Annotated in this window: 20 protein-coding genes; 17 read left to right on the top strand and 3 right to left on the bottom strand. The window is 70.0% G+C overall.

What is annotated here, in order from left to right:
- The first annotated feature begins 200 nt into the window (after positions 1 to 200).
- From ALI22I_RS11170 to ALI22I_RS55560, 6 genes are all read left to right on the top strand, one after another.
- Positions 201 to 1,541, top strand: a complete 1,341-nt coding sequence (locus tag ALI22I_RS11170) for a glutamine synthetase family protein (protein ID WP_077005396.1) — start codon at positions 201 to 203, stop codon at positions 1,539 to 1,541.
- Positions 1,522 to 2,286 carry a gamma-glutamyl-gamma-aminobutyrate hydrolase family protein gene (locus ALI22I_RS11165; protein WP_077005395.1) on the top strand — a complete coding sequence of 255 codons (765 nt, stop codon included), beginning with the start codon at positions 1,522 to 1,524 and terminating at the stop codon, positions 2,284 to 2,286. Before ALI22I_RS11170 ends, ALI22I_RS11165 begins: the two co-directional genes overlap by 20 nt.
- Positions 2,283 to 3,641, top strand: a complete 1,359-nt coding sequence (locus ALI22I_RS11160; protein WP_077005394.1) for an aldehyde dehydrogenase family protein — start codon at positions 2,283 to 2,285, stop codon at positions 3,639 to 3,641. Before ALI22I_RS11165 ends, ALI22I_RS11160 begins: the two co-directional genes overlap by 4 nt.
- Positions 3,642 to 3,665: 24 nt before the next feature.
- A complete protein-coding gene (locus ALI22I_RS11155; RefSeq protein WP_077005393.1) occupies positions 3,666 to 4,433 on the top strand; it encodes a 3-oxoacyl-ACP reductase in 768 nt (255 codons plus the stop codon).
- Positions 4,433 to 5,131 carry a FadR/GntR family transcriptional regulator gene (locus ALI22I_RS11150; RefSeq protein WP_077005483.1) on the top strand — a complete coding sequence of 233 codons (699 nt, stop codon included), beginning with the start codon at positions 4,433 to 4,435 and terminating at the stop codon, positions 5,129 to 5,131. The genes ALI22I_RS11155 and ALI22I_RS11150 overlap by 1 nt, the downstream gene beginning before the upstream one ends.
- A gap of 167 nt (positions 5,132 to 5,298) precedes the next feature.
- Positions 5,299 to 5,385, top strand: coding sequence for a DUF397 domain-containing protein (locus ALI22I_RS55560; RefSeq protein WP_443216928.1), 87 nt, complete (start codon positions 5,299 to 5,301; stop codon positions 5,383 to 5,385).
- On the opposite strand, the gene ALI22I_RS11140 is transcribed toward ALI22I_RS55560, so the two are convergent.
- Complete coding sequence (locus tag ALI22I_RS11140; protein WP_077005391.1) at positions 5,382 to 6,266, bottom strand: LysR family transcriptional regulator; 885 nt, start codon at positions 6,264 to 6,266, stop codon at positions 5,382 to 5,384. The genes ALI22I_RS55560 and ALI22I_RS11140 overlap by 4 nt on opposite strands.
- Positions 6,267 to 6,344: 78 nt before the next feature.
- Here ALI22I_RS11140 and ALI22I_RS11135 point away from each other — a divergent pair, with 78 nt between their 5' ends.
- Positions 6,345 to 7,172 (top strand): LLM class F420-dependent oxidoreductase, encoded by an 828-nt coding sequence (locus ALI22I_RS11135; protein WP_202970934.1) that lies wholly within the window; start codon positions 6,345 to 6,347, stop codon positions 7,170 to 7,172.
- Positions 7,173 to 7,307: 135 nt separating this feature from the next.
- On the opposite strand, the gene ALI22I_RS11130 is transcribed toward ALI22I_RS11135, so the two are convergent.
- Positions 7,308 to 7,856 carry a hypothetical protein gene (locus tag ALI22I_RS11130; RefSeq protein WP_077005390.1) on the bottom strand — a complete coding sequence of 183 codons (549 nt, stop codon included), beginning with the start codon at positions 7,854 to 7,856 and terminating at the stop codon, positions 7,308 to 7,310.
- A 147-nt stretch (positions 7,857 to 8,003) separates the two neighbouring features.
- Here ALI22I_RS11130 and ALI22I_RS11125 point away from each other — a divergent pair, with 147 nt between their 5' ends.
- Positions 8,004 to 8,216, top strand: coding sequence for a helix-turn-helix domain-containing protein (locus ALI22I_RS11125; RefSeq protein WP_077005389.1), 213 nt, complete (start codon positions 8,004 to 8,006; stop codon positions 8,214 to 8,216).
- 5 nt (positions 8,217 to 8,221) lie between these two features.
- Positions 8,222 to 8,923 carry a Clp protease N-terminal domain-containing protein gene (locus tag ALI22I_RS11120; RefSeq protein WP_077005388.1) on the top strand — a complete coding sequence of 234 codons (702 nt, stop codon included), beginning with the start codon at positions 8,222 to 8,224 and terminating at the stop codon, positions 8,921 to 8,923.
- On the opposite strand, the gene ALI22I_RS11115 is transcribed toward ALI22I_RS11120, so the two are convergent.
- Positions 8,894 to 12,823 carry a CHAT domain-containing protein gene (locus ALI22I_RS11115; protein WP_179118191.1) on the bottom strand — a complete coding sequence of 1,310 codons (3,930 nt, stop codon included), beginning with the start codon at positions 12,821 to 12,823 and terminating at the stop codon, positions 8,894 to 8,896. The two genes, ALI22I_RS11120 and ALI22I_RS11115, sit on opposite strands and share 30 nt — an antisense overlap.
- A gap of 156 nt (positions 12,824 to 12,979) precedes the next feature.
- On the opposite strand from ALI22I_RS11115, the gene thrS reads away from it, so the two are divergent.
- The 8 genes from thrS to ALI22I_RS11075 all read left to right on the top strand — a co-directional run bounded on the left by thrS (position 12,980) and on the right by ALI22I_RS11075 (position 21,566).
- Positions 12,980 to 15,028: a threonine--tRNA ligase gene (gene thrS, locus ALI22I_RS11110; RefSeq protein WP_077005386.1), complete on the top strand. Its 2,049-nt coding sequence runs from the start codon at positions 12,980 to 12,982 to the stop codon at positions 15,026 to 15,028.
- Positions 15,025 to 15,570 (top strand): HIT family protein, encoded by a 546-nt coding sequence (locus tag ALI22I_RS11105; RefSeq protein ID WP_077005385.1) that lies wholly within the window; start codon positions 15,025 to 15,027, stop codon positions 15,568 to 15,570. Before thrS ends, ALI22I_RS11105 begins: the two co-directional genes overlap by 4 nt.
- A gap of 114 nt (positions 15,571 to 15,684) precedes the next feature.
- Positions 15,685 to 16,548, top strand: coding sequence for an alpha/beta fold hydrolase (locus ALI22I_RS11100; RefSeq protein ID WP_077005384.1), 864 nt, complete (start codon positions 15,685 to 15,687; stop codon positions 16,546 to 16,548).
- Between the two features lie 192 nt (positions 16,549 to 16,740).
- Positions 16,741 to 18,243 carry an amino acid adenylation domain-containing protein gene (locus ALI22I_RS11095; RefSeq protein WP_077005481.1) on the top strand — a complete coding sequence of 501 codons (1,503 nt, stop codon included), beginning with the start codon at positions 16,741 to 16,743 and terminating at the stop codon, positions 18,241 to 18,243.
- On the top strand, positions 18,240 to 19,469 hold the full coding sequence (locus tag ALI22I_RS11090) for a hypothetical protein (protein ID WP_077005383.1): 1,230 nt from the start codon (positions 18,240 to 18,242) through the stop codon (positions 19,467 to 19,469). Before ALI22I_RS11095 ends, ALI22I_RS11090 begins: the two co-directional genes overlap by 4 nt.
- A gap of 10 nt (positions 19,470 to 19,479) precedes the next feature.
- Entirely contained in the window at positions 19,480 to 20,319 is an 840-nt protein-coding gene (locus tag ALI22I_RS11085) for an enoyl-CoA hydratase-related protein (RefSeq protein WP_077005382.1), read from the top strand.
- A 15-nt stretch (positions 20,320 to 20,334) separates the two neighbouring features.
- Positions 20,335 to 20,844, top strand: a complete 510-nt coding sequence (locus ALI22I_RS11080) for a sigma-70 family RNA polymerase sigma factor (protein WP_077005381.1) — start codon at positions 20,335 to 20,337, stop codon at positions 20,842 to 20,844.
- Entirely contained in the window at positions 20,841 to 21,566 is a 726-nt protein-coding gene (locus ALI22I_RS11075; RefSeq protein ID WP_077005380.1) for an anti-sigma factor family protein, read from the top strand. Before ALI22I_RS11080 ends, ALI22I_RS11075 begins: the two co-directional genes overlap by 4 nt.
- The last annotated feature ends 300 nt before the right edge of the window (positions 21,567 to 21,866 follow it).

Here is a 21,866-nt window from a genome sequence, read left to right as displayed (position 1 = left end):
CTCCTTTGGAGGGGAGAGTGGCCCGCTTCCCCCGGTGGTGTCAACGGTTGTCCAGCGGAAAGTCACGCGAAGGGTCGAACTCGTGTCCAACGGCCCCACCTCCCGGGCGCCGGTTTCCCGCCGAGGGTGGCGCGGTACACCCGATGGTGTCAGGATGAGCCGTCCAATGGCTCGCTGACATACCTTTGGAGGTACTGCGGATGCTCGCCGTGGAGGAGTTGCGCGTGCTCGTGGACGCCGGGGAGATCGACACGGTGCTGATCGCCGTCGTCGACATGCAGGGCCGCCTCCAGGGCAAGCGCTGCGGCGCGCGCTACTTCGTGGACGAGGTCCTGTCGCACGCCGCCGAGGGCTGCAACTACCTGCTGGCCGTGGACGTCGAGATGAACACGGTCAGCGGTTACGCCATGTCGTCGTGGGAGAGCGGCTACGGCGACTTCGTGATGCGGCCCGACCTGGCCACGCTGCGCCGCGTGCCGTGGCAGGAGGGCACCGCGATGGTCATGTGCGACCTCGTCTGGGAGAACGGCGAGCCGGTGATCGCCTCACCGCGCCAGATCCTCAAGCGCCAGCTGGACCGGCTCGCCGAACGCGGGCTGCGCGCGTTCGTGGGTACGGAGCTGGAGTTCATCGTCTTCGACAACACCTACGAGGACGCCTGGGACCGGGGCTACCGCGGCCTCACCCCGTCGAACCAGTACAACGTGGACTACTCCATGCTCGGCACCGCCCGCATCGAGCCGCTGCTGCGCGCCATCCGCAACCACATGACGGGCGCGGGCCTGTACGTCGAGTCGGCCAAGGGCGAGTGCAACCCCGGCCAGCACGAGATCGCGTTCCGCTACACCGAGGCGCTGGCGACCTGCGACAACCACAGCATCTACAAGAACGGCGCCAAGGAGATCGCGGCGCAGCACGGCAAGGCGCTGACGTTCATGGCCAAGTACAACGAGCGCGAGGGCAATTCCTGCCACATCCACCTGAGCCTGCGTTCGACCGACGACGAGCCGGTGTTCGCCGAGGGCGACGGCATGTCGAAGCTCATGGAGCACTTCCTGGCCGGTCAGCTGGCCGGGCTGCGCGAGCTGACCTACTTCCTCGCCCCGAACATCAACTCCTACAAGCGGTTCGTGCCGGGCAGCTTCGCGCCGACCGCCGTGGCGTGGGGCAAGGACAACCGGACGTGCTCACTGCGCGTGGTCGGGCACGGCCAGTCGCTGCGGTTCGAGAACCGGGTGCCCGGCGGTGACGTGAACCCGTACCTGGCCGTCGCCGCCCTGATCGCGGCCGGTCTGCACGGCGTGGACAACGAGCTGCCGCTGGAGGACGAGTTCGTCGGCAACGCCTACTCGTCCGACCGCCCCACCGTGCCCGCTACGCTCCGTGACGCCGCGTCCCTGCTGGCCAAGAGCGAACTCGCGCGTGACGCGTTCGGCCAGGACGTGGTCGATCACTACCTCAACGCGGCCCGGGTCGAGCTGGCCGCGTTCGACTCGTCGGTGACGGATTGGGAGCGCATCCGTGGTTTCGAACGGCTCTGACTCCGGCAGGCCGCTGATCGGCGTCAGCACGTACCTGGAACGCACGAAGTTCGGCGTCTGGGACGTGGAGGCGGCGGTACTGCACCGGGATTACCTCGACTCGGTGGTGCGCGCGGGCGGCAACCCCGTGCTGCTGCCGCCGGTCGGCACGTGGGACGCGGACAGCATCGGTTTCCTGGACGGTCTGGTGCTGGCCGGCGGCGCGGACGTGGACCCGGCGCTGTACGGGCGGCCGCGCGACCCGCGCACCGGACCGGCGCGGCCCGACCGGGACGTGGTCGAGCTGAACCTGACCCGTGCGGCGTTGAAGCTCGACCTGCCGCTGCTGGCGGTGTGCCGGGGCATGCAGGTGCTCAACGTGGCACTGGGCGGCACGTTGATCCAGCACGTGGAGGGCCACAACCCGGCGCCCGCGGTGTTCGAGCACACCGGGATCGCGGTCGAGGCCGGTTCGGTGCTGGCCGGGATCGTCGGCACGGCCACCACCGTGTACTGCCACCACCACCAGGCGTTGGACGTTCTCGGTGACGGCCTGCGCGTGGTCGCGGGCGCGCCGGACGGCACCGTGGAGGCGGTGGAGCTGCCGGGCGCGCGGTTCGTGCTCGGCGTCCAGTCGCACCCCGAGGCCGACAGCGAGGACGACCGCTTGTTCGCCGCTCTGGTGGGTGCCGCTTCCCGTGGGCACGCATCGCACCGGCACGCATCCCATGGGCACGTTTCGAATCCGGACAGGAGTACTAGGTGACGTCGTTCGACGTGATCAACCCGGCCACCGAGGAGGTGGTCCGGTCGGTTCCGCTGGCCTCGCTGGAGGAGACCGACGCGGCGATCGCCCGTGCGTCGGCGGCGCTGCCCGCGTGGCGTGCGGTCGCGCCCGGTGACCGGGCCCGGCTGCTGCGGCGGTTCGCCGAGGCGGTCGACGGTGCGCTGGAGGAGTTGGCGGCACTGGAGGTGCTGAACTCCGGGCACACCATCGGCAACGCGCGGTGGGAGGCCGGGAACGTCCGCGATGTGCTGCACTACTACTCGGCCGCGCCGGAACGCTTGTTCGGCAGGCAGATCCCGGTGCCCGGCGGGCTGAACGTGACCTTCCACGAGCCGGTGGGCGTGGTCGGCGTGATCGTGCCGTGGAACTTCCCGATGCCGATCGCCTCGTGGGGCTTCGCGCCCGCGTTGGCGGCGGGGAACACGGTGGTGCTCAAGCCCGCCGAGCTGACGCCGTTGACCGCGCTGCGGCTGGCTTCCCTGGCCCTGGAGGCCGGGATTCCGGAGGACGTGTTCCAGGTGCTGCCGGGGGCCGGGCCGGTGGTGGGGCAACGGTTCGTGACGCACCCCGACGTGCGCAAGGTCGTGTTCACCGGGTCCACGCGGGTCGGCAAGCAGGTCATGGCCGGGTGCGCGGAGCAGGTGAAGCGGGTGACGCTGGAGCTGGGCGGCAAGTCGGCCAACATCGTGTTCGACGACGCGGACCTGGAGCGGGCCGCCGCGACGGCGCCGTACGGGGTGTTCGACAACGCCGGTCAGGACTGCTGCGCGCGGTCCCGGATTCTGGTGCAGGCGTCGGTGTACGACCGGTTCATGGAGTTGCTGGAGCCGGCGGTCAAGGGTGTCGTGGTCGGTGCGCCGGGGGACGAGGCCACCGAGATGGGGCCGTTGATCTCGGCCGCGCACCGGGAGAAGGTCGCGTCCTACGTGCCTTCCGACGCGCCGGTGGCGTTCCGCGGATCGGCTCCCACCGGCGCGGGTTTCTGGTTCCCCCCAACGGTGTTGGCACCGGTCGCGCCGGGTGATCCCGCCGCCGTGGAGGAGATCTTCGGTCCGGTGGTGGCCGTGCTGCCGTTCACCGACGAGGAGGACGCGGTGCGGTTGGCCAACGACAGCGACTTCGGCCTGTCCGGGTCGATCTGGACGCGGGACGTGGGGCGGGCGCTGCGCGTGTCGCGGGCCGTCGAGGCGGGGAACCTGTCGGTCAACTCCCACTCGTCGGTGCGGTACTGGACGCCGTTCGGCGGGTTCAAGCAGTCCGGGTTGGGGCGTGAGCTCGGGCCGGACGCGCTCGACTCGTTCACCGAGACCAAGAACGTCTTCATCGCTCACTGATGCTGCGTACTGATTGGATGAGACATGGTTCAGCGACTTGAGGGCCGGGTTGCCGTGGTCACCGGTGGTGGCAGCGGCATCGGCCTGGCCTCGGTGCGGCGATTGGCGTCGGAGGGTGCGCGGGTCGTCGTCGCCGATGTCGACGCGGACGCGGGCAAAGCGGCGGCCGACGAGGTCGGCGGGCTGTTCGTGCAGGTCGACGTGACCGACGAAGAGCAGGTGTCGGCGCTCTACCAGACCGCTGTGGACACTTACGGTTCGGTGGACATCGCGTTCAACAACGCGGGCATCTCGCCGCCGGACGACGACTCGATCCTGACGACCGGTATCGAGGCGTGGGAGCGGGTGCAGAAGGTCAACCTGACCTCGGTGTACTTGTGCTGCAAGTACGCCATCCCGCACATGCTGTCGCAGGGGCGCGGTTCGGTGATCAACACGGCTTCGTTCGTGGCCACGATGGGTGCGGCGACGTCCCAGATCTCGTACACGGCGTCCAAGGGCGGCGTGTTGGCGATGAGCCGGGAGCTGGGTGTGCAGTTCGCCCGGCAGGGGGTGCGGGTCAACGCCCTGTCACCTGGACCGGTGAACACGCCGTTGCTGCGGGAGCTGTTCGCGAAGGACCCGGAGCGGGCCGCGCGGCGGTTGGTGCACGTGCCGTTGGGCCGGTTCGCCGAGCCGGAGGAGATCGCGGCCGCCGTCGCGTTCCTGGCCAGTGACGACTCGTCGTTCATGACGGCGTCGAACTTCCTGGTGGACGGCGGTATCGCCGGTGCCTACGTGACACCGCTGTGATGCCTCTTCAGGACGCGTTGTTCCGCCCCGTGCGGGCGGGCAACGCGTTCGAGGAGACCGTGGAACGGCTCATGCAGGCGATCCGGCTCGGTGTGGTGGGGCCGGGGGAGCGGTTGCCTGCGGAGCGTGAGCTGGCCACCCGGTTGGGGGTCAGTCGGGTGACATTGCGCGAGGCGATCAGGTCGTTGCAGGACGCCGGGTACGTCGAGTCGCGGCGCGGCCGGTACGGCGGGACGTTCGTGAACTCCCCGGTGCCCGTGGCCGCGCCGGACCGCCGGGTCGATCCGGAGGAGCTGGCGGACGCGTTGACGTTGCGGCTGGCGGTGGAGACGGGTGCGGCGGAGTGCGCGGCGGGTCGTGCGTTGGGGGCGGTGGAGCGGCGGAACCTGTTGACGCGCCTGACCGAGTGCCGTGACGCGTCGTTGGAGGAGTACCGGCGCAAGGACTCACGGCTGCACCTGGCCATTGCCGAGGCGACCGGCTCCCCGTCGCTCACCGCTGCTGTCGCGGACGCCCGGACGCGCGTCAACGCCCTACTGGACCGCATCCCACTGCTGGCACCCAACCTGGCGCACTCGAACGAGCAGCACGAGGTGATCGTCACCCACATCGTGGCAGGCGACCCGGAGGCCGCGCGACGGGCGATGGCCGAACACCTGGACGGCACCGCCCTGCTGCTACGCGGCTTCCTGACCTGAGAACCGCTGCAAGATCACTAAATCGTGTGATCCGCGAACCGCGCGTCGGCTTTGGCGACGACCTCCGGCCACTGCGCCTTGAACTGTTCGAACCCCCCGCCGGGTGAAGGACGGCATCACCTCCGTGCCGCCCCGGAAAGTCAGCTCTACCACGCCGGTTGACGGGGGTGCGGGACTCGAAGAACGTAGCCGGTCCGCGTCTGGGGTTGCCGTCGCCGGCTTGGGCTGCGTTTGTGGCCGGTTTGAAGGGTTAGCGGTCTTGGAGGCGGTGGCGTAGGGCTACTGCCAGGTCTGCGGCCACGTCGTGCAGGACGTCGGCGAACGCCCGGGTCGTCTCGGTCCGGTCGCGCGTGGCCACTGCTACCGCCCGTGTGGCTTCCGGGTCGCTGATGCGGATCAGTGCGATGTCGGCGCGAACGGACGTTGCCGCCAGGCCGGGCACCACGGTCACGCCTAGACCGGCCGCGACCAGGCCGAGTTTCGCGGTCCACTCGCGCACTACGAAACCGACGCGTGGGCGCCAGGGTGCGAGGAAGGTCTCCTCCGGGTTCGCGCTGCCGGCGATCCACGTTTCGGCTGCCAGCTGCTCGAAAGCCACCGCCCGCACCCCGGCCAACGGGTGGTCCCGTGCGACCGCCAGCAGCAGCGGGTCGGGCGGTAGGGGGTCCAGGTGCAGGCCGGGGTCGTCTGTCACACCGCCCACGACCGCCAGACCGAGCGTGCCCGCTCTGACCCGGCGTAGTTGGGCGGGTGTCGTGCCTTCCCGTAACGTCACCTCGATCTGTCGGGCACGGCTGATGGCCTGGGGGAGTAGGGCGGCCATCGCGGTGGGGAAGGCGCCTACCCGAAGTCGGCCCGCGACCTGGCCTCGGAGGTTGTCCAGGTCGTGGCGGGCGGCGTCCACGCGGTCCAGGACGGCGTCTGCGTGGCGGAGGAGGACGTGTCCGGCCTCGGTCAGGCGCACGCCTCGGGCGGTTCGCTGGAACAGTTGCGTGCCTGCGGCGGTTTCCAGCGCGGCTACCTGGCGGGAGACGGCGGACTGCGTGTAGCCCAGTCGTTCGGCCGCGCCGGTGAACGAACCTTGTGCGGCCACCTCGCGCAGCACGCGCAGACCGGTCAGGGTGAACTCCGCCATGAGGCATGACTATTGCGCATGGGTGTGGTGTGAGACTGTCGTTTGTCGCATTGGTCGGTGCGGCTTACGTTCGATCGTGTGATCACTTTGGGGCTGTTCGGGATCAACATGGGGCCGTGCGCGGAACCGGACGCGGCCGCGCGGATCGCCGTTCTCGCCGAAGAACTGGGCTACGACACGGTGTGGGCGGGTGAGCACGTGGTGGCGCCTTCGCCGCGCGTTCCGCCGTCGCCGATCGAACCCGATCTGCCGATCCTCGACCCGGTGGTGTCGTTGACCTACCTGGCCGCCGTGACGCGACGGGTGCGGTTGGCGACCGGGATCGTGATCCTGCCCCAGCGCAACCCCGTGGTGCTGGCCAAACAGCTCGCCTCGCTGGACGTCCTCAGCGGCGGGCGGCTGGTGTTCGGGCTGGGTGTCGGGTACGTCGAGCCGGAGCTGCGGGCGGTCGGGGTGCCGATGGCGGGACGGGGTGCGCGGGCCGACGAGTACCTGGCGGCCATGCGGGCGTTGTGGGACGACGAAAAGCCGGAGTTCCACGGGGAAACCGTGTCGTTCTCCGGTGTCGACGCCCACCCCAGGCCGGTGCAGCGGCCGATACCGGTCTTCGTGGGCGGGCACAGCGCGAGTGCCCGTCGACGTGCGGTGCGGCACGCCGACGGGTGGTACGGGTTCATGCTCGACCGGGAGCGGACGGCGGCCCAGGTGGCGGCGTTGCGGGCGGCCGGTGGGGACGGGCTCACGATCGTGGTGAGCCCGTCCGAGCGGTTGGACGCGTCGGTGGTGGCGGACTACGCCGCGTTGGGTGTCGACCACCTGGTGGTGGTTCCCCCGGCCCGGTTCTGGCGACCCGGGGGTCAGGTGGTCGACTTCGAGGAGTTCGTCCGCGCCAACGCGCCCGCTTGACCCGGGCGTCACCCACCCTGCCCAGCCGGTCGATCACCGCACCGGTTCCACCTGCGTGATCAGGTCGCAGTCGATCTCCTCTGGACACCGCGCAAACGCCTGCGGGCGCGGCCGTTCGACGCCCGGCGTTCGACCTCAGCGCTCGAAGTCGCGTCCCGGGAAGCGGTCGGACCCGCGCTCGGACCCGCGCTCGAAGTCGCGTCCCGGGAAGCGGTCGGACTTGCGCTCGTCGAACCGCGAGTGGCCGGACCGGTCGAGCCCGATGCCGGAGCGGCGGTCGCCACGATCGGCGATCGCCACGATCCCGCCGCCGATGACCAGGCCGAGCAGACCGACGGCGACCAGTTGGGTGGCCCGGTGCTTGACGACCCGGACGACGACAGCGCCCTTGCCCGCACGAGGTGGTGCGTAGGCGGGGTCCGGCGCCGATTGCGCGGCGGCAGCCGGTTCGTCGTCGGCGGGACCCGCGCCCGGCTGGGAAGCGGCCTGTTCAGGCGTCGGGTCTGCTGCGGCCGGTTGCGCGGCGGCCGACTGCTCGTCGCCGGGGACCGGGGTGGCCATCGGCGTGGTGGTGCTCGCGGTGGGCTGTTGGATGGCGGGTGGGTCGGCGGCCGGAGGTGTGGTGGGAGTCTGGCCCGCTGGTGAGTCGGGGTTTTCCTGCGGTGGCTTCTGCGGGTCTGACATGGCGGAACTCCTGCTCTCCCGTGCTGTTGAACGTCATCATGCGCGACCGACCTGAGTGGACCCTGATGGTCGGCTGTCGGTCAGCTGTGAAACCCCTACCGTCAGCATGTGTTGACGACCTCGTGATCGTCAGCATATGTTGACGACATGTCCACGATCGCCGATCTAGACCAGGCCGCGCACGGTGCGGACCCGGACGCCGGCCTGCGCGCCGTGGCCCGCCTGCGCCGCCTGGTGGAGCAGTTGGAAGCCCAACACGTCGCCACCGCACGCCGAGCCGGCTGGTCGTGGCGCGATATCGCCACCCGCCTGGGCGTCACCAAGCAGACCGTCCACCGCAAGTACGGCCGAGAGGACTGACCCCGGTGTTCCAAGGCGACCACCCCGACCTGAACCGCACCATCGGCCGCGCCCTCAAACTCGCACTAGACCTCGGCCACCCCCGCACCGGCAGCGAACACCTCCTCGCCGCCCTGTCCGACGGTCCTGCCCCGCTCAACGCCGTCCTGCACCACCACGGCGCCACCACGTCCGCGATCCAGGACGCCGCCCACCTCGCCGCACCACTGGGCGCGGGCGGCGCAGCAGATCGGACCGTCCTCGCACCCCTGGGCGTCGACCTCGACCGACTGCTAGGCGGCACGCCCGCCCTCGATCACCCCGCCGGCCGAGAACCGCTCCTACCGCTAGGCGCGGCAAAGGCACGGAAGCACTGCGCAAGCCTGCGCCCACCCCTCGGCCTGGACGCCCAGGCGTCGTACGAGGCGTCCCTCCGTCTCGCCCTGGCCCGCCGCGAACGCAACCACCGCCCCGAACACCTGGCTTTGGCCCTCACCGCCCTCGACCCAGGCGTCGCATGGGTGCTCAAGACCGCGAACATCGACCGCAAGGCACTCCTGGCCGACCTCGCCGCGACCTTCCCGCCACCCCGCCGCAACCCACTCCTGACCGCCGAACGCCACCTCGGCCACCGAGCCCGCCACCGCGACCTCGTCCGCCGCTACCAGCGCACGACGGGCCGTGAGGTCGTGTCCGCCTCAGCTCTCCCCGCCCTGATCATCGGCTGAGTTCACAAATTTCAGCCAGGCGTCCGGATCGACCTCGGCCCGCCCATCGAGCACGTCCACCGCATACCGGACGATCGCTGCTTGGACTGGGCTGAGGTCGTCAACCGGAACATCGCGCTCACCGTCCCGGACACGGTGGAGAGTCGATGCGAAAGCCTGCCAACCGGGGACCTCCCGGCTCGTGGCCAAGGTTTGTTCGAAGACGAGGTCGGCGGACTGGACAGGGTCGGGGTCGGCGTCACGTGACGCGCGCATGGCCGAGATCACCGGCATCCATTGCTCCACGAACGCGGAGATGTGCTCGGCCACATTGCGTTCCGCGAGCCGGACGACCTCGTCCAACGCCTGTTGACCGTCTGGGGCGCGACGCGGTAGCCGGTCGACCAGGTCGGCCAGGTGCACGCCCTCCACCTCGTCCACGAGCGCGCAGATCCGGTCGAACTCACCCGTCTGTTCGCCGTGCTCGGCCAGTATGACGGAGAGGGGGTGGGCCAGTTTCTCCAAGTCGCGGCTGCCGATCTGGTGGGCGATCACGCTTGCTGCGGCGCAGTGCGCCCAGGCCAGGTCGGTGGTCCAGGAGAGGTTGAAGTACCTGCCGAGGTTGGTATGGCCCGTTTGGATTGTGAGGGGATCGCCGTACGCGTAGTTGATCCGCAGTGCCTCCTTCCCCAGTTCGACGGCGCGGTCGATGTGGTGGAGCATGCTCTCCGCGTCGGCGAGCGCGCCAAAGGTCTTGCCGACCTCGGCCACCCGGTTCTCGCTCTGGAAGACGACCAGGCACTCGCGCAGCAGCTCCACCGCCTCGGTGACACGTCCCAACCCGAGCAGCCCGCTGTAGTCGTTGAAGCGGGTCATCGCCATCTCGCCCGCGCTCGCGCCTCGTCGGCGCTCGGATTCTCGGACCACGGCGTTGAGGTCCAGCGCCCGCTGCCACTGCCCGAGGCTGTTGGCCACGATCGCACCGAGTAGCGCGGTTCGTTCCCTGACACTCCACGGACGTACGCTCTCGCCCGGCCCCGGAGGTTGCTCGACCAGCGTGGCCATGGTCGCGATGTTCTTCTCGACCAGATCCAGGACGTGTGAGCTGCGGCCGAGCAGGTGCATGGCTTTCAGCCGTTCGGTGTCGAGGGTCAGCTGGGTCCATGGTCCGAGACCTGCACGTGTCACGTAGCCGGTGGCGACCCCGACGAGAGCCAGGACGCGGTCGAATTCCCCTTTGTTCTGGTAGAGATCGATCAACGTGCCCGCGATCGACAGCGCCAGGGCGAAGTTCTCGCGTGCCACCGAGATCTCCAGCAGTTCCCGGCACAGGCCTTCCGCTCGATCAGGGTCGATGCTCATCAGGACGACAGCCAGTGGGAAACGGATGTCCAGTTCGAATTCGGTGCCACGAGTGGCCTCCTCCGCCATGGACAGGGCAGGCAACAGGGCGACAGCCGCGGCTCTCGAACTGTCTCGCTCCAACGCTTGCTGGGTCGCACGACTGAGTTCGCTCCAGCGCTGCGTGCGCAGCAGGTAAGGACCGGCGGAGCGCGCGGCATGGCGGACCAGCCCGCCGAGTTGGTCGTTCTCCTGTTCCACTGACGAGCGCAGCGTGTTCAGCCAGAGATCGCCGAGGGTGTTGTCGACCGCCTCGCGGAACTCCGGGCTGGAGGAGGTGCGGCCGGCTTCGGCCACGCCGGGGTGGATTCGGTAGCGAACCTCGTCGTCCAGTGCGACAAGGGCTTGCCGGACGAGAGGGCGCATTGCGGTGTCGATGTCCGGTGGCTGCTCGGAACTGCTTCGACTCCACACGTGTGGCCACGTCGAGCTGACGACCGGCTTGACCCGGTCGACGTCCTCCAAGCAGCACAGGAACCGGAACAGCAGCGCCGACTCCGGTGGCAGGGCGGCGACGGCGGCGCGGGTCCAGGAGTCCAGCACGGCCAAGTACGCGGTGTCGCTCGCGGTGGGGTCGTCGCCGCGCAGGAACGGTTCGAGACGGGTGCCCTGGGCCCGCCAGGTCGCGTCGGCCTCGTCCAGCCGGGTCGCCAACGACTCCCGGTCGGCCGCCCTGCCCTCGGCGAGTTCGAGCAGCTTGGGGTGTCCTTGCACCACTTCCAGCACGCGTGCGGCCAGCTCGTGGTCCGCGTCGATCAACGCGCTCAGGTTCGGCCACTCGCGTGCCAGTAGCACGCTCTCCTGCAATGACAGCGCGTGCACCGGCTCGACCACCACCGAATCCGCCAAACCGGAGGGCCGACGGCGGGACGTGAGGACCAGCCGGGACAGTCCCCGGTGAGCGATCATGGCATCGATCAGCAGGCCCCAGCGCTCGTCGCGCCACGTCCCACGCTCGGTGAGCAGGGACTCGACGTTGTCCAGCACCACCAGCACGCGGTTCTGTTCCAGCGCCTCGGTCAGACCCGGCAGCGCCGCCCGCAACGCGTCGGTGTTGCCGACCAGGTGTGCCAGCTTGAGGCCGGACAGCTGCCGCTCCAACGCCAACGCGAAATCGGTCAACGCCGAGCCGATGTCGTGTCCCTCGGGCGGCGCCGCGTGCCACGCCATCTGAGGGAACGACTCCTCATGGGTGTAGGCCAGCTCCAGCGCGCAAGCGGTCTTGCCCGCGCCCGCCATGCCGTGGAACAGCACACCGGCCCGGCCGCTGCGGGGCGCCAGGGCCGTCGTCGCGCGGGTCATCGGGCCGACCCGGCCGACGAACCGGTCCGGTTGCGCCGGGAACTCCGCCAGCTTCTGCCGTTCCGCCTGGAACACCAGCGGCTGACCGGCGGGTGGCACCAGGCGCAGGTCCTCGGCGCGCGCACCGAACAAGGTCGGCGTCGCGGCGGACAGGGCCGGCGCACCGGGCGTCGGCGGATCGGCGGCGACGCGGGGCAGGGAGAGCGCCAACGCGCGAGACACCGGCTGGCCCTTGCCCAGCACGAGGTCGTAGAACGACCGAGACAGGGCGATGGCGAAGTCGTCCACCACCGGGTAGCGCATCGCCAGCACGGCGCAGTCCAGGCGTCGCACCAGCTCGGTCGCCACGGCGGGCAGCGAGCCGACGTCGTTCACCGCCGCCCGGACCGGGGGCGCGAGGCCCAGCAGGTGCAGGTGTTCGGCGGCGGTCACGGCGGCGGACTCGCAGGCGGACAGCGTGACCAGTTTGATCTGGTCCGAGGCCAGGTCGAGCAGGTCGACCAGGTCCGTGCTGGAGATCAGGTCGTGGCGGCCCGCGTCGTCCTCCAGCACCACGCCCGCCGGCAGGCCGTGGCCGGACAGGTGCACCACGTCCCAGCCCTCCCGCTCCAGCAAGGCGTCCTGCAAACGTTCGCGCGTCGCGCCGTACTGGAGCACGCGCAGCTCGACGGCCTTGTGGTTGACCGCCGCGATCTCGTTCACCAGCCGTGCCAGTGCGTAGCGCTCCTTGCGCAGGTTCAGCGCACTCGCGTCCTCCGGCAGGCTGAACACCGCCAGCATCCGCAGCCGCTGCCCGATCTCCGCCTTGACCACCGGACGGCGCGGCAGGTGGTCGATCACGAACCCGACCCGGTGCCCGGACAGGGGCCGTCCGTCCACCCGGGCCAGCTCCCACGGCCGGTAGGCCAGCGCGCTCGCGGGAGCGGGCACCTCTACCCGGACCGGGCGACGGGCCGCAGCGAGCGCCGGCGCGACCGGGCCGAGCACCCGTGCGGTGATCCAGTCGCCGACCTGGGAGACCAGCTCCGCCTCGTGCGCCAGGCGCCGGTCCGGGGCCGCGTGCCACCTCAGGTACCGGTGCAGGTCGGTGAACGCCTCGAACTGCCACTCCGCCGGGTCCAACTCGACCGGGTGATCGGCGACGAACGCGCCCGCGTCGGTCAGCCGCCACCGCCAGGTGGTCGGACCCGCGTAGCCCAGCACCTCAAGACGTAACAAGCGGACCACTCCATCCGTGTGACTACTCATCGTGACAGTCGGGGGTGGCCGGCGGCCCGTTACCCCGCCCGCGCGGCCGGGTGCGCCGGAAAAGCAGTCGGTGAGCACCGATAACATCGACGGCGAAGGCACCGAACCACACACCGAGGAGTCACCGTGTCCCAGCCACGTCCCGCAGCCGCTCTCGCCCCACCGCGCGTGGTGGTGCCGGCGGGGACTACCGCGGGGACGGCGGTGCGTGAAGCGGGGCTCCCGGGCAAGGGACCGGACGCCGTCGTGGTCGTGCGGGACCCCGAGGGCCATCTCCGCGACCTCTCCTGGACGCCGCAGGTCGAGGTGGAGGTGGAGGCGGTCGCCGCCGACACCGACGACGGCCGCAGCGTGATCCGGCACTCGACGGCCCACGTGCTGGCGCAGGCCGTGCAGCAGCAGTTCCCCGAGGCCAAGCTGGGCATCGGCCCGCCGGTCAAGGACGGTTTCTACTACGACTTCCAGGTCGACAAGCCGTTCACGCTCGACGACCTCGCGGCGCTGGAGAAGCGCATGAAGTCGATCATCAAGGGTGCGCAGCGGTTCAACCGCCGCGTGGTCGAGTCGGTCGACGCCGCCAAGGTCGAGTTGGCCGCGGAGCCGTTCAAGCTCGAACTCGTGGACATCAAGAGCGATGTCGACACGGCCGAGGTGATGGAGGTCGGCGGCGGCGAGCTGACGATCTACGACAACCTCGACCCGCGTTCCGGCGACCGCGTCTGGGGCGACTTGTGCCGCGGCCCGCACGTGCCGACGACCAAGCACATCCCGGCGTTCAAGCTGACCCGCGTCGCCGCCGCGTACTGGCGCGGGAACGAGAAGAACCCGCAGTTGCAGCGCATCTACGGCACGGCGTGGGAGTCGCAGGAGGCGCTGGACGCGCACCTGGAGCTGTTGGCCGAGGCCGAGCGGCGCGACCACCGCAAGCTCGGCGTGGAGCTGGACCTGTTCAGCTTCCCGGACGAGATCGGCTCCGGTCTGGCGGTGTTCCACCCGCGCGGCGGGATCATCCGCAAGGCCATGGAGGACTACTCGCGCGCCCGGCACACCGAAGAGGGCTACGAGTTCGTCTACTCGCCGCACATCACCAAGGGCAACCTGTTCGAGACGTCCGGTCACCTCGACTGGTACAAGGACGGCATGTACCCGGCGATGCACCTCGACGCCGAGTACAACGAGGACGGCACGGTCCGCAGGCCCGGCCAGGACTACTACCTCAAGCCGATGAACTGCCCGTTCCACGACCTGATCTTCCGGTCGCGCGGGCGGTCCTACCGCGAGCTGCCGCTGCGCATGTTCGAGTTCGGCGGCGTGTACCGGTACGAGAAGTCCGGCGTGATCCACGGCCTGACCCGCGTGCGCGGCATGACGCAGGACGACGCGCACATCTTCTGCACGCCCGACCAGGTGCAGGAGGAGCTGAAGTCGCTGCTGTCCTTCGTGCTCGGGCTGCTGCGCGACTACGGCCTGGACGACTTCTACCTGGAGCTGTCCACCCGCAACGACGAGAAGTACGTCGGCTCCGACGAGGTGTGGGAGAAGGCCACCGAGGCCCTGCGCGAGGCGGCCGAGGACTCCGGCCTCGAACTGGTGCCGGACCCGGGCGGCGCGGCGTTCTACGGGCCGAAGATCTCCGTGCAGGCCAAGGACGCGCTCGGCCGCACGTGGCAGATGTCGACCATCCAGTTGGACTTCAACCTGCCCGAGCTGTTCGAGCTGGAGTACACCGGTTCGGACGGCACCCGGCAGCGCCCGGTCATGATCCACCGCGCGTTGTTCGGCTCGGTCGAGCGGTTCTTCGGCGTGCTGACCGAGCACTACGCGGGCGCGTTCCCGGCGTGGCTGGCGCCGGTGCAGGTGGTGGGCATCCCGATCGCGGACGAGCACGTCGACCACCTGATGGCGGTCGCCAAGCAGCTCAAGGCGAAGGGCATCCGGGTCGAGGTGGACGCCTCCGACGACCGGATGCAGAAGAAGATCCGCAACCACACCACGCAGAAGGTGCCGTTCATGCTGCTCGCTGGCGGCAAGGACGTGGAGCAGGGTGCGGTGTCGTTCCGGTTCCGCGACGGCACCCAGATCAACGGCGTGCCGGTGGAGCGGGCGGTCGAGACGGTCGTGGACTGGGTGGCGCGGCGCGAGAACGCCTCGCCCACGGCGGAACTCGTCCAGTGACGAACCGGTACGAGGAGCAGGACGGGGTCGGGGTCCACGACGCGTTGCAGCGGCTGTGGACCCCGCACCGCCTCTCGTACGTGCGCGGTGAGGGCAAGGCGGTCGGCGACGAGCCCGAGGGGTGCCCGTTCTGCCGGGTGATCGAGCTGGACGACGACGAGGGCCTGATCCTGGCGCGCGGCGAGCTGGTGTTCGCGGTGCTCAACCTGTACCCGTACAACCCAGGGCACCTGATGGTGCTGCCGTATCGGCACGTGCCGGACTACACGGACCTGACGGCGGCCGAGACGGCCGAGTTCGCCGCGTTCACCCAGAAGGCGATGCGGGTGATCCGGTCCACCGCCAGCCCGCACGGGTTCAACATCGGCATGAACCAGGGCGTCGTCGCGGGCGCCGGCATCGCCGCCCACCTGCACCAGCACGTGGTGCCGCGCTGGGGCGGCGACGCCAACTTCATGCCGGTGATCGGCCACACGAAGGTCCTGCCCCAACTGCTCGGCGAGACCAGGCAACTGCTCTCCGACGCCTGGACCGCGCAGTAGCCACCCCGCTCACGCGGAGCCCGGTGACCGGGACGATGTTTACCCCGCAACGCCCTGTGCAACGGGACAAGGGTGACTTCGTCGAACACGCCTGTCCCGGTGGCCCATCGGACGATGAAGGTCGATGGGACCGACATCTTCTACCGCGAAGCAGGACCACCGGACGCCCCGGTGGTCCTGCTCCCGCACGGCTACCCCTGCTCGTCGTTCCAGTACCGCGACTTCATGGCCGCGCTCGGCGACCGGTGGCGCCTGATCGCGCCGGACTACCCCGGCTTCGGCTACAGCGGCACGCCGGACCGGACGCGCTTCTCCTACACCTTCGACGGGTACGCCGAGTTCTTGCAGCGGTTCACCGCCGCGGCGGGCTTGACCCGGTACGCCATCTACCTGCACGACTACGGCTCCCAGTTCGGGCTGCGGCTGGCCATGCACGCGCCCGAGCGGGTCGCCGCCCTGATCATCCAGAACGGCGACATCTACGAGGACCAGCACGGGCCGAAGTACCGCCCGCTCAAGGAGTACTGGACCAACCCGACCGAGGACGGGACGGCCAGGCTCTACGCCGCGGTCAGCGCGAACGGCTTCCGCGACGAGTTCGTCGGCGAGATCCCCGAGCGGCTGGTCGACCGGGTCAGTCCCGACCTCTGGACGTTGTCCTGGTCGCTGCTGGGCACTCCCGAACGGCGGCGGAACCTGGTCCACCTGCTCGCCGACCAGGCGAGCACGCTCGACTGGTTCGACCGGCAGCAGGCCTACCTGCGCGAGCACCGGCCGCCGACGCTCATCGTGTGGGGCCCGCACGACGGCTACATGCCGGAGGGTGCCGCACGGGCCTACCTCCGCGACCTGCCGGACGCCGAGTTGCACCTGCTCGACGCCGGACACTGGGCGCTGGAGACGAATCTCGACGAGATCGCCGCCCTGGTGCGCGAGTTCCTCGGCCGCGTCCACACTGACGATAACCGATCCGGTTGATCTGAATAGTGCAATCGTGGAGGCCGTCAGAGGCCGAATGGTTATTCCGATCGGGGCAATCTCAATTGGTGGACCTGTCTTTTTGATAAGTTTTCAACTTTCTCGTGTTCAGTTTGAACGTACGGTGGGGCTGTCTCGTTCAGACCGGGTGACCACGACCGGCTGACGAGAGGTGCACAACCTGTGACGGCCATGACCGAGCCCTCCGCTGTGCTAGGCCTGCCCCCGGATGATCGTCCGCTGTTCCGACGATTCGGCCGCGGACCGAGCGCCACGCCGCCGTTCCACCGGATCCACCACGCCTTCGAGACCCACGCGGCGCGGTCGCCCCACGCGCCGGCGGTGGAGCACGAGGGCAACTGCGTCACCTACGGCGAACTCGACCACCGCGCGAACGTCGTCGCGGCCTCGCTCCTCGACGCGGGTGTGCGACCGGGTGATCACGTCGGGGTGTTCTTAACGCGCTCGATCCCCATGGTCATCGGCATCCTGGCGGTCCTGAAGGTCGGCGCGGCCTACGTTCCGCAGGACGTGCGGATCACGCCACGACACCACCTCGACCACGTCATGCGCACGGCGGGCATCAAGGTCGTCCTCACCACCGGCGAACACGCGCCGGCCGTCACCGCGCCCACCGTCCTGGCGCTCGACACCCTCCCGGACCGCCGCGTCGGGCCACCCCGAGCGGAGAACGGCGAGACCGCCGTCGTCATCTTCACCTCCGGCACGACCGGCGTCCCCAACGGCGTGCGCGTCACCCACGCGAACCTGTGCAACGTCCTGCTCACCGCACCGGGCTCGCTCGGCATCGGACCGGGGGACCGGGTCGCCCAACTGCTCAACATCGCCTTCGACATGGCGGTGTGGGAGATCTTCGGCGCCCTCACCCACGGTGCGACCTCCGTCATCCGCGGCAAGGACATGGCGCAGGCGGCCAAAACCGCCACCGTCCTCATCGCGACACCCGGTGTCTTGTCCACATTGGACCCGAACGGATGTCCCGACGTGCGCGCGGTAGCCGTCGCCGGCGAGCGCTGCCCCAAGCCCCTGGCCGACGCCTGGTCCGCCCAGGCTGCGTTCCACAACGCCTGCGGCCCAACGGAAGTCACCATCGTCAACACCGTGCAGCGCTACGACCCGGAAGTGGGACGGCTGACCATCGGCCGCCCGGTGCCGAACACCACGGTCTACGTCCTGGACCAGGACCTGCGGCCGTGCCGGATCGGCGAGGTCGGCGAGATGTGGGCGGGCGGCGCCTGCGTCACGGCGGGCTACCTCGGCAACGACGTGCTGACCGCGCAGCGCTACCGCCCCGACCCGTTCCTCGGCGGCGACCACCTGATGTTCCGCACCAGGGACCTGGGCCGGTGGACGGCAGACGGCGAGCTGGAGCACCACGGCCGCACCGACGACCAGGTCAAGGTGCGCGGCTTCCGGGTCGAGCTGGACGCGGTCACGTCGGCGCTGGAGACGACCCCCGGCTGCGTCCGAGCGACGACCGTCCTGCACGACGGCGAGCTCGTCGCGTTCGTCAGCCCCGCCACCGTGTCACCGGACGCGGCCAGGGACGCCGTCGCGCGCGACCTGCCGTACTACTGCGTGCCGTCACGAGTGGTCGCGGTGGACGACCTGCCGCTGACCGAACGCGGCAAGGTGGACCGGGACGCGCTGTCATCGCTGGTGACGGTCGCATGACCACCACGCGCACCGACTCGCCACAGCCCCGGCTCAAGCACAAGCTCGCGCTCAGGCTCAGGCGACGCCCGTTCACCCACCACAACCGGCTCGTCGCGTTCGTGGTCCTGGTCAACGTCATCGCCGCGTTCGGCATGGATTCTCTGGGAGCGCTCCCAGATCTAGTGGTGATAAACCTGACACTGGCCGTCCTGATCCGCCAGCAGCACGTGATCAACCTGCTGTTCCGGCTCGCCACCAGCGCACCGACGAGCTGGCCGCTGCGGGTCCGCTGGACGTTGGGCAAGGTCTACCACTTCGGCGGCCTGCACGTCGGCGCGGCGCTGTGCGCCACCGTGTGGTTCGCGGTGCTGGCCTGGGCCCTGTCCGACCCGTTGACGTGGACGATCCTCGCCCTGCTCGTGGCGATGGTCGTGTTCGCCCTGCCTAACCTGCGGGCACGGCGGCACGACGTCTTCGAGAAGGTGCACCGGTTCGCCGGCTGGACGGTCCTGGCCCTGTTCGCCGTCCACTCGTCCCTCCAGCCGGGGTTCGTCGGCTCCACCCAGTTCTGGCTGCTCCTGCTGGTGGTGGCGAGCGTCGTGCTGCCGTGGACGCGGCTGCGCCGGGTGCCGGTGCGGATCGTCCGCCCCTCGCGGCACGTCGCGCTGGTGTCGTTCGACTACGGCGTGACGCCGTTCGCCGGCTCCTCGACCGCGGTGAGCCGCCACCCGCTGCTGGAGTGGCACTCGTTCGCCAACGTGCCGGCCCCCGGCCGCACCGGCTTCCGGCTGACCATCTCCCGCGCCGGCGACTGGACCGGCGACCTGATCGACGACCTCCCGAAGCACCTGTGGGTCAAGGGCGTCCCCACGGCGGGTGTCGGCAACATCGACAAGCTGTTCACCAGAGTGGTGTGGGTGGCCACCGGGAGCGGCATCGGGCCGTGCCTGCCCCACCTGCTGTCCCAGGAGACGCCGTCGCGCCTGGTGTGGTCCACCCGCACCCCGCGCGAAACCTACGGCGACGAGCTGGTGGACGAGATCGAAGCCGTGCAACCGGACGCGATCGTCTGGGACACCGTCCGCGACGGCAAACCGGACCTGGTCGAACTGGCGCTGCGCGCGCACCGCGAGTTCGACGCGGAGGCCGTGATCTGCATTTCGAACAAGAAGACCACCTGGCACGTCGTGGAGGAGTTGGAGGCGCGGGGTGTGCCCGCGTTCGGCGCCATCTGGGACTCGTGAGGAGACTTCCGTGGACTACTCGACCTTGCTCATCGAAGAACAAGACGGCGTCACGACGGTCACCGTGTCCCGACCACCGGCGCGCAACGCGTTGTCCGGCCGGGTCCTCGCCGAACTCGACCACTTCCTGTCCGGCGTGCTCGCCGGTACCAGTCCTTTTGGCCACGCTCCGGCCGGCATCATCCTGACCGGAGCACCAGGTCCGGCGTTCATCGCGGGCGCCGACATCCGCGAGATGGCCGCGATGACACCCGCCGAAGGCGAGCGGTTCGGGATGCTGGGCCAGCGGGTCACCCGGCTGCTGGAGGAGGTGCCGTGCCCGGTGGTCGCGGCCGTGGACGGGTATGCGCTCGGCGGCGGCTGCGAGATGGTGTTGGCGTGCGATTTCGCCTACGCCACCCGGCGTTCCGTGTTCGGCCAACCGGAGGTCGTGCTCGGCCTCATCCCCGGCTTCGGTGGCTGCGTCCGGCTGCAGAGACTGGTCGGACCCGCCATGGCCCGTGAGTTGATCTACACCGGCAGGCACGTGGACGCGCCGGAAGCGCAGCGGCTCGGTCTCGTCAACGCCGTGTTCGACGGCCGCGATGAGATGCTGACCGCCGCACGCGAGGTCCTGCGCCGGATCGCGGGGAACTCCGCGACGGCGGTGTCGCTGGCCAAAGCCGCGGTGAACGCGTCCGGTGGCACGACCGTCACCGCCGGGCTGGCCGTCGAACTCGACGCGTTCCGCGAGGCGTTCACCACCGACGACATGCGCGAGGGGACCGCGGCCTTCCTGGCCAAGCGCCGACCCGTCTTCCCGAGTTCGACTCTTCTGGGCGAGATCCGGGAACCGCTGCTCCACGACTAGCCGAGGAGGTGCGCCATCAACGACAGTCACGTTGCCTTGCTGCGCGCTCTCCACGACGAGCACGCGCCCGCGCTGTGGCGGTACGTGCGCCGGCTGACCGGGGACGACGAGCTGTCCCGTGACGTCGTGCAGGAAGCGCTGCTGCGCGCGTGGCGCAATCCCAAGGTGCTGGAACAGGGGGTGGCGGCCGCGCGCGCGTGGCTCTACACGGTGGCCCGCAACGTGGTCATCGACGAGCGCCGGAGCGCCCGTGCCCGCTGGGAGATCGGGTCGGAGCGGTTGCCCGAACGGGCCCGGTCCGACCCGAGCGACTCGGCCCTGGACGCCTGGCTCGTGGCCGACGTGCTCACCCAGTTGACGCCGGAACACCGGACGGTGATCGTGCGTGCGTATTACATGGGCCAGTCCGTCGCCGAGCTGGCCGACGCACTGGACCTGCCGGAGGGAACCGTGAAATCCCGGCTGCACTACGGTCTGCGGGCGCTGCGGCTGGCGCTGGAGGAGAAAGGGGTCACCGGACGTTGAGCTCGCCAGTCGATCCGTACCGGGACTGGGGTGCCGCGTACGTCCTGGGTTCGCTGTCGCCGGGCGAACGGCGGGAGTTCGAGGGCCACCTGGTCGGGTGCCCGGAGTGCTCCGGTGACGTGGCGTCCCTCGCGGGCGTCCCCGGCATCCTCTCGGCGGTGCCCCGCGACCGGGCGCTCGACCTGCTGGAACCCGTCGCGGACGAGGAGGAGCCGCCCGCCGCGGTGCTGGCCGGACTGATGGCGGTCGAACGGTCCAGACGGTGGCGCGCCCGGCTGTGGCTGGCCGCGGCGCTCGTCGGTGCGGCGTTGTTGGGGGCGGCGGTCGCGATGGCCGTGCGGCCGGCCGCCCCCGACCGGTGGGCCGACCAGCCCTCGTCGTCCACCTCCACGCCACCGCCCGTGCCCGACCTGCCGATGCACCAGACCGTGCCCAGCCCGGTGACGGCCAGCGTCCAGCTGGTGACGGAGCCGTGGGGCACCCGGATCGACGTGCGGTGCTCCTACGCCGTGCCGGCGGACGCACCGCCGATGCCCGTCCTCGCCTACGCCCTGAACGTGGTCACCGCCGACGGCGCCTCGGTGCGCGTCGCGACCTGGACCGCCGGTCCCGGTTCCACCACCCGGCCCATCGCGACGACCGAATTGCAACGGTCCGACATCATCGGCGTCGAGATCAGGTTGCTGCCCGACGAGCTGGTGATCCTGCGCATCGGGTTCTGACCCACTCACCTCCTGCCCAGGTCCGGGACCTGGGCAAACGCAGCTGCGCACCCGTCTGCACGTGCGTTCACATATGTGTCCGCAGGGTGCTCCAGATCACCTCGGCGCGGCGAGTAGACCAGTCTCAGACACCTTGGTGGCCGATCGTCAAGAGGGGTGAGCGTCGATACGGTGCGTTGCATGACCGCACCTGAGCGTTCGCGGCTGGCCCGAGAACGGCTCTCGCGCGAGTTACGAAGGCTGCGCACCGAGGCCAAGATGACCGGCACGGCCACGGCGCGCGCTACCGGGATGAGCCAG

This window comes from Saccharothrix sp. ALI-22-I (assembly GCF_001984175.1).
In the GTDB taxonomy this organism is placed as follows: Bacteria; Actinomycetota; Actinomycetes; order Mycobacteriales; family Pseudonocardiaceae; genus Actinosynnema.
The sequence above is the reverse complement of the archived record's forward strand: the minus strand, read 5'-3'. Positions and strand labels throughout refer to the sequence as shown.

Coding starts and splice junctions, on each gene's coding strand:
- ALI22I_RS11095 (WP_077005481.1), top strand. CDS start 16,741: ATGACCGAGCCCTCCGCTGTGCTAGGCCTGCCCCCGGATGATCGTCCG.
- ALI22I_RS11130 (WP_077005390.1), bottom strand. CDS start 7,856: ATGTCAGACCCGCAGAAGCCACCGCAGGAAAACCCCGACTCACCAGCG.
- ALI22I_RS11090 (WP_077005383.1), top strand. CDS start 18,240: ATGACCACCACGCGCACCGACTCGCCACAGCCCCGGCTCAAGCACAAG.
- ALI22I_RS11150 (WP_077005483.1), top strand. CDS start 4,433: ATGCCTCTTCAGGACGCGTTGTTCCGCCCCGTGCGGGCGGGCAACGCG.
- ALI22I_RS11155 (WP_077005393.1), top strand. CDS start 3,666: ATGGTTCAGCGACTTGAGGGCCGGGTTGCCGTGGTCACCGGTGGTGGC.
- ALI22I_RS11170 (WP_077005396.1), top strand. CDS start 201: ATGCTCGCCGTGGAGGAGTTGCGCGTGCTCGTGGACGCCGGGGAGATC.
- ALI22I_RS11125 (WP_077005389.1), top strand. CDS start 8,004: ATGTCCACGATCGCCGATCTAGACCAGGCCGCGCACGGTGCGGACCCG.
- ALI22I_RS11100 (WP_077005384.1), top strand. CDS start 15,685: ATGAAGGTCGATGGGACCGACATCTTCTACCGCGAAGCAGGACCACCG.
- ALI22I_RS11140 (WP_077005391.1), bottom strand. CDS start 6,266: ATGGCGGAGTTCACCCTGACCGGTCTGCGCGTGCTGCGCGAGGTGGCC.